General features: G+C 54.9%; 5 protein-coding genes. All 5 read left to right on the top strand.

The genetic code is table 11. From position 1 onward, the window contains the following. The first annotated feature begins 17 nt into the window (after positions 1 to 17). The 5 genes from B3Z49_RS19145 (at position 18) to B3Z49_RS19125 (ending at position 6,665) form a co-directional block, all read left to right on the top strand. The gene (locus B3Z49_RS19145) at positions 18 to 1,406 is read left to right on the top strand and encodes an aspartate aminotransferase family protein (RefSeq protein WP_296993787.1); all 1,389 of its coding nucleotides are present in this window, start codon (positions 18 to 20) and stop codon (positions 1,404 to 1,406) included. Further along, positions 1,406 to 2,236, top strand: coding sequence for a 3-keto-5-aminohexanoate cleavage protein (locus B3Z49_RS19140; RefSeq protein ID WP_296993729.1), 831 nt, complete (start codon positions 1,406 to 1,408; stop codon positions 2,234 to 2,236). Before B3Z49_RS19145 ends, B3Z49_RS19140 begins: the two co-directional genes overlap by 1 nt. 206 nt (positions 2,237 to 2,442) lie before the next feature. Further along, entirely contained in the window at positions 2,443 to 3,420 is a 978-nt protein-coding gene (locus tag B3Z49_RS19135; protein ID WP_008889649.1) for a TAXI family TRAP transporter solute-binding subunit, read from the top strand. A 198-nt stretch (positions 3,421 to 3,618) separates the two neighbouring features. Then, entirely contained in the window at positions 3,619 to 6,222 is a 2,604-nt protein-coding gene (locus B3Z49_RS19130; protein ID WP_296993726.1) for a TRAP transporter permease, read from the top strand. A 14-nt stretch (positions 6,223 to 6,236) separates the two neighbouring features. Further along, positions 6,237 to 6,665, top strand: a complete 429-nt coding sequence (locus tag B3Z49_RS19125) for a universal stress protein (RefSeq protein ID WP_063088881.1) — start codon at positions 6,237 to 6,239, stop codon at positions 6,663 to 6,665. The last annotated feature ends 173 nt before the right edge of the window (positions 6,666 to 6,838 follow it).

Raw genomic sequence — 6,838 nt, 5'->3', positions numbered from 1 at the left:
TTACGGAACGCCCGATCATGACCAACGCGTCAAACTCTGCCCAATCCTCTGTCCCGGTCCCGAATGCCGGAACCCGTGTTCTGCACCGCACGAGCACATCCATTCCGCCGCGCGCCGTCAAGGGGGAGGGGATCTATATTTTTGACCAAAACGGAAAGAGTTATCTTGATGCCTGCGGTGGGGCAGCCGTGTCATGCCTTGGTCATTCCGATCCTGATGTCCGTGCTGCCATGCATGCGCAGATTGATCAGATTGCCTATGCCCATTCCGGGTTCTTTTCATCCGATGCGATGGAAGAACTGGCCGATGAACTGGTCGCATCGGCGCCCGAAGGCATCGACAAAGTCTATTTTGTGTCTGGCGGGTCGGAGGCCACTGAGGCCGCGCTTAAAATGGCGCGCCAGTATTTTCTCGAAATCGGGCAGCCGGAACGTAAATACGTCATCGCGCGCCGCCAATCCTATCACGGCAATACCCTTGGTGCGTTGTCAGTTGGCGGCAATATGTGGCGGCGCAAACAGTTTGAACCGCTCCTGATCACCGCAAGTCACATCGCACCTGTTTATCAGTATCGTGATCAGCGTGATGACGAAACGCCAGAGGCCTATGGCTTGCGCGTTGCCAACGAACTGGAAACCGCGATCCTTGAGCTTGGGGCGGAAAGCGTTGCGGCATTCGTGGCCGAACCGGTTGTCGGGGCAACGGCCGGTGCGCTTGCCCCTGTGCCGGGTTACTTCAAACGCGTGCGCGAAATTTGCGATCAATATGGTGTGTTGCTGATCCTTGATGAAGTCATGTGTGGCATGGGCCGCACAGGCACCCTGCATGCGATTGAGCAGGAAGGCATTTCTGGCGATCTACAAACCATCGCCAAGGGACTGGGTGCAGGTTACCAGCCGATTGGTGCCGTGCTTGTTTCAAAGAAAATCAACGATGCGATTGCCAATGGATCGGGTTTCTTCCAGCACGGTCACACGTATCAGGGGCATGCAACAGCATGTGCGGCTGCGCTTGCGACCCAACGCGCCATCAAGGAACGCAACCTTCTGGCCAATGTCGTCAAACAGGGCGAAAACCTTGTCGCGGCACTTCAGGCAAAACTGGGCCAGCATCCGTTTGTTGGCGATATCCGCGGACGCGGCCTGTTTCGCGGGGTGGAGCTTGTGGCGGACCGGGAAACCAAGGACCCGTTTGACCCGGCCCTTAAAATCAATGCCAAGATCAAGAAGGCGGCCTTTGCACGCGGTCTGATGGCCTATCCGATGGGCGGCACGATTGATGGCGTTCGCGGTGATCATGTGCTGTTTGCCCCGCCCTTCATCATTGATGAAAACGATGTCGCCAAGATCGTCGATCTGTTTGCCGGTGCGCTTGATGATGTCTTTAAGGCAGAGGGACTGGCGTGATGGGATATGGTGACAAACCGTTTCTGATTGCCTCGGCCCCCAATGGTGCGCGCAAGACAAAGGCGGATTTGCCAAACATTCCGATCACACCAGCCGAAGTCGCAAGGACGGCATTGGAATGCAAGGCCGCCGGTGCATCGATGATGCATCTGCATGTCCGAGATGAAGATCAAAAACACAGCCTCGATGTTGGTCGTTATCGCGAAATGCTGACCGAGGTTAGATCATCGGTTCGGGACGATATGCTGTTGCAGGTCACGACCGAGGCGGTTGGCATCTATACAGCCCAGCAGCAGATGGAAATGATCAGAAACCTGCTGCCAGAGGCGGTATCAATCGCTGTGCGTGAAATTGCACCCGTCGATGCGGACCTCAATGCATTGAAATCGTTTTTCGAATTCATGCGCGAAGCCAAAATCGCGCCGCAACTGATCCTGTATGCGCCCGAAGACGTGGCGCGCTTTAATCAGCTTGTTGAAATCGGCGTTCTGCCCGGCGACAAATTCCCGGTCTTGTTCGTGCTGGGGCGCTACACCGCGGGTCAGGTGTCACAACCCTCTGAACTTTTGCCATTTATTGGGGCCAGTCCTTATGTCTCGGAATGGATGTTGTGTGCGTTTGGGCCTTATGAAAACGCCTGCATTCTGACGGGTGCCGGACTGGGTGGTCATGCGCGTATCGGATTTGAAAATAATCACCTTAGGGTTGACGGATCGCCTGCTTCGAACAATGCTGATCTTATTGCCCAGGCACATGATGGTTCGATCCTGATGGGGCGGAAGATCGCGACAGGTGAACAGGCCCGCCAGATTATGCAACCCATGTGGTAGGAGGGGCAAAAAGAACCGGACAATACGCACAAATACTGAATTTCCTCAGGAGGTTTCGGGGTTATAGGGTTTTATTCCGCCAAGTCGGACACTATAATCCCCATCGTCGAAACATCTGATTTTTCTGATGTTTCCGTTTGATTCAGTTGTTCGATGTCGAACATTTGAATGCCTGATAATAGGGTGTAAAAAGGGAGCGAATCCTAATGAAAAAACTTATCGCTGTAGCGGGTGCAGTCGCTGCGATTGCTGGCGCCTCGCTGTTTGCCGGTCAGGCCTCGGCACAGGAAAACCGTTTCATTACCATCGGTACCGGTGGTGTGACTGGTGTGTACTATCCGACCGGTGGCGCGATCTGCCGTCTGGTCAACAAGGATCGCAAAGAGCACGGCATTCGTTGCTCGGTCGAATCCACGGGTGGTTCGGTCTACAACATCAACACCATTCGTACCGGCGAGCTGGACATGGGTGTTGCCCAGTCTGACTGGCAGTACCATGCCTATAACGGTACTTCGAAATTCGAAGACCAGGGTCCGTTCGAAGACCTGCGCGCTGTATTCTCCGTCCATCCGGAGCCGTTCACCGTTGTTGCCCGTGCAGATGCCGGCATCAAGACCTTTGACGACCTCAAAGGCAAGCGCGTGAACATTGGTAACCCGGGTTCCGGTCAGCGCGGCACCATGGACATCGTTCTTGCTGCCAAAGGCTGGACCCTTGATGACTTCTCGCTGGCATCCGAACTGAAGCCGGCTGAGCAGTCCCAGGCGCTTTGTGACAACAAGATCGACGCGATGATCTACACCGTTGGTCACCCGTCCGGTTCGATCCAGGAAGCAACCACTGCTTGTGATTCGGTTCTGGTTGAAGTTGCTGGCCCGGAAATTGAAAAGCTGATCGCTGACAACCCGTACTACCGTGCAGCTACCATCCCGGGCGGCATGTATCGTGGTAACCCGGATGATGTTGTGACCTTTGGTGTCGGTGCGACCTTTGTGTCCTCGACCAACACCGATGCCGACATCGTCTACAACGTTGTCAAAGCAGTCTTTGAAAACTTCGACGACTTCAAAAAACTGCATCCGGCATTTGAAGTCCTGAAAAAAGAAGAAATGATCAAGGACGGCCTGTCGGCTCCGCTGCATGACGGCGCAGCTCAGTACTACAAAGAAGCTGGCCTGATGTAATCAGGCTTGGGACGGAGGGCGTTTATCGCCCTCCGTTTTTCTTTTGCGCCCGACGGGTTTGCTCACAAAAATTGAAGAAAATGAACACCGTCATTTAGGTGTTGGAGTACTCCGTAGGGGACCGGGTGTGTGTCGACGGAGGCTTTTTGTTTCTGGACCCCCAGTTCAAATAGCTTTCGTAGTGACCGGGAGTTTGTGATGACTGACGACAAGAATACGGAAAATGTGTCCGTCGATCAGGGGCTGCAGGACCTGATTGCGGAAAATGATACAGGGGCCCGTCAACCAAGTGGCTTGACGGCGAAAATATTGCTGTGGCTTGCGGTCGCGTGGTCACTGTTCCAGCTTTGGCTGGCCTCGCCATTGCCATTTATCTTTAATTTCGGCGTTTTGAACTCGACCGAGGCACGGTCGATCCATCTCGCTTTTGCAATTTTCCTGGCCTTTATGGCCTATCCGGCCTTCAAGAATTCGCCGCGCAGTTATATCCCGGTTATGGATTGGGTGCTGGCAGCGGTTGGCGCTTACTGCGCGGCCTATATTTACATTTTCTATCGTGAAATCTCGGATCGTCCCGGGCTTCCGACGACGGGCGACCTTGTCGCTGCGGGCGTTGGTCTCGTCATGTTGCTTGAGGCAACCCGTCGCGCACTTGGCCCGCCCTTGATGATCGTTGCGATGGTGTTCCTGGCATATGTCTTCTTTGGCAATGCACCGTGGGTGCCCGACGTTCTGCAATGGAGCGGTGCAAGCTTCTCCAAGGCGATGTCGCATCAGTGGATCACCACCGAGGGCGTGTTTGGTATCGCGCTTGGCGTATCAACCAGCTTTGTGTTCCTGTTTGTCCTGTTTGGCTCGCTGCTCGATAAGGCGGGTGCAGGCAACTATTTCATCAAGGTGGCGTTTGCGGCCCTTGGGCACATGCGCGGTGGTCCGGCAAAGGCCGCTGTTTTGTCATCGGCGATGACCGGGCTTATTTCAGGCTCCTCGATTGCCAACGTTGTGACGACCGGTACCTTTACCATTCCGCTGATGAAGCGCGTTGGTTTCTCGGGCGAGAAAGCCGGTGCGGTGGAAGTTGCATCCTCGGTCAATGGTCAGATCATGCCGCCTGTGATGGGGGCTGCGGCCTTCCTGATGGTGGAATATGTCGGCATTCCGTACCCGGAAGTCATCAAACATGCCTTCCTGCCCGCAACGATTTCCTATATCGCGCTGATTTACATTGTTCACCTTGAGGCGCTTAAGGCGAACATGAAGGGCCTGCCGAAACGGGTGACCTCGACCCTTGGTCAGACGCTGATCAGGTCGCTTCTGTTCGTGCTGTCACTCGTTGTGCTTTCGGGGCTGGTTTATTACGCCATTGTCTTCCAGAAGCAGCTATTTGGTGATGCCGTTGGTTGGATTGTCGCGCTCGAGTGCGCTGCGATTTATCTGGCGGGGCTTTATTACGCGGCAAGATATCCCGACCTTGAAATGGATGATCCCAACCAGCCGGTGGTCGAGTTGCCGGCTTTGGGGGAAACCGCCAAGGCTGGCTTGCATTATCTGCTGCCGGTTGTCGTTCTGGTCTGGTTCCTGATGATTGAGCTGAAATCACCGGGGCTGTCGGCCTTCTGGGCAACGGTTCTGATGATCTTCATCATGCTGACCCAGCACGCGGCCAAGGGCATCTTCCGCAAAAGCCGCAATGTTTCCAACGATCTTAAGCTTGGCTTGATCGACGTGATTGACGGTTTTGCCACCGGTGCCCGCAACATGATCGGGATTGGTGTGGCAACCGCCGCCGCCGGTATCATCGTTGGTACGGTGTCTTTGACCGGTATCGGTCAGGTGATGGTTGAATTCGTCGAACTGATTTCGGGCGGCAATTTGATGCTGATCCTGATCTTTACCGCCGTGATCAGCCTGATCCTTGGCATGGGGCTTCCGACCACGGCAAACTACATTGTGGTTTCGAGCCTGATGGCACCGGTGATTGTCGAACTTGGTGCGGCAAACGGACTGATCGTGCCGTTAATCGCAGTTCACCTGTTCGTCTTCTATTTCGGCATCATGGCTGATGTGACCCCGCCGGTCGGTTTGGCATCCTTTGCCGCCGCCGCCGTATCGGGGGCTGATCCGATGAAGACGGGTCTGGTCGCATTCTTCTATTCAATGCGCACAGCTGTTCTGCCGTTCCTGTTCCTGTTCAACACGCAACTTCTGATGATCGGTCTGGATCATCCGCTGGATGTGGTGATGGTGATCATTGTTTCGACAATCGCCATGCTGGTCTTTGCCGCGGCGACGCAGGGTTATTTCTTTGCCCGGTCCAAGCTGTGGGAAAGTGCGGCACTGCTGTTGATAGCGTTCACCTTGTTCCGGCCGGGTTTCTGGCTCGACATGATTGCGCCGCCATATGAAAACCTGCCGGCGACAACCATTGTCGAAGATGCGGCCAACATGCCGCCTGAATCCAACATCCTTCTGGATGTCGAAGGCATCAGCATCGAAGGGGATGAGGTTTCCAAATCTGTGATGCTGCCGCTTGGTCCGGCAGGCGCGGGTGAGGATCGCCTTTATCACGCCGGTATCGGTATCCGAAATGAGGATGGTCGTATCTATATCGACGATCTGGTCTTTGCTGGTCCGGCCGAGAAAGCCGGTCTTGATTTCGACTTTGAAATCACCGCGGTAAAGGTCGAGGCTGATCGTCCGGCCAAGGAAGTCTTCTTTATTCCGGCCTTCCTGTTGCTGGGTGGGATCATTGTTCTTCAACGCCGACGCAAGCGCAGTGAAGACGCGCTTGGTACGGCCTGACTGGGAGATTGAACATGTACAAGGATATTCTGGTCACAGTAGATCTTGATCATGAGTCTTCCTGGAAGAAGGCCGTGCCGGTTGCAATCAAGCAGGCGCAAAGCTTTGGCGCGCGCCTGCATGTTCTGACCGTGGTGCCCACGGTTGGAATGTCGATGGTTGGTCAATTCTTCCCGAAGGGCTACGAAACCAAGGTTCTTGAAGCCTACAACGAACGTCTCCACCAATTTGTGGCGGAACATATTCCGTCAGACATCAAGGTGCAGCACATCGTGGGCCAGGGAACGGTTTATGAGGTCATCCTTCAGATCGCGAAGAAAACCAATTGCGACCTGATCGTGATCGGATCCCACCGCCCGGAACTGAAGGATTACCTTCTGGGGCCGAATGCTGCGCGCGTTGTGCGCCATGCAGATTGCTCGGTGATGGTCGTTCGCGAGTAGGATTGAACGGCCTTTCTGCTTGAATAGAAAACGGGGGCGATGCAACTGCATCGCCCCCGTTGCCGTTGGGACGGATCAAATTATCACTTTGCTGCGCACGGGTTGGCCGCACACGGATTGGCCGCACACGGGTTTTTCGCAGCACATGGATTAGCTGCGCACGGGTTTGCCGC

The sequence above is a fragment of the Thalassospira sp. UBA1131 genome (assembly GCF_002311515.1).
Lineage (GTDB): Bacteria > Pseudomonadota > Alphaproteobacteria > Rhodospirillales > Thalassospiraceae > Thalassospira.
This window is presented reverse-complemented; position numbering and strand designations above follow the sequence as displayed.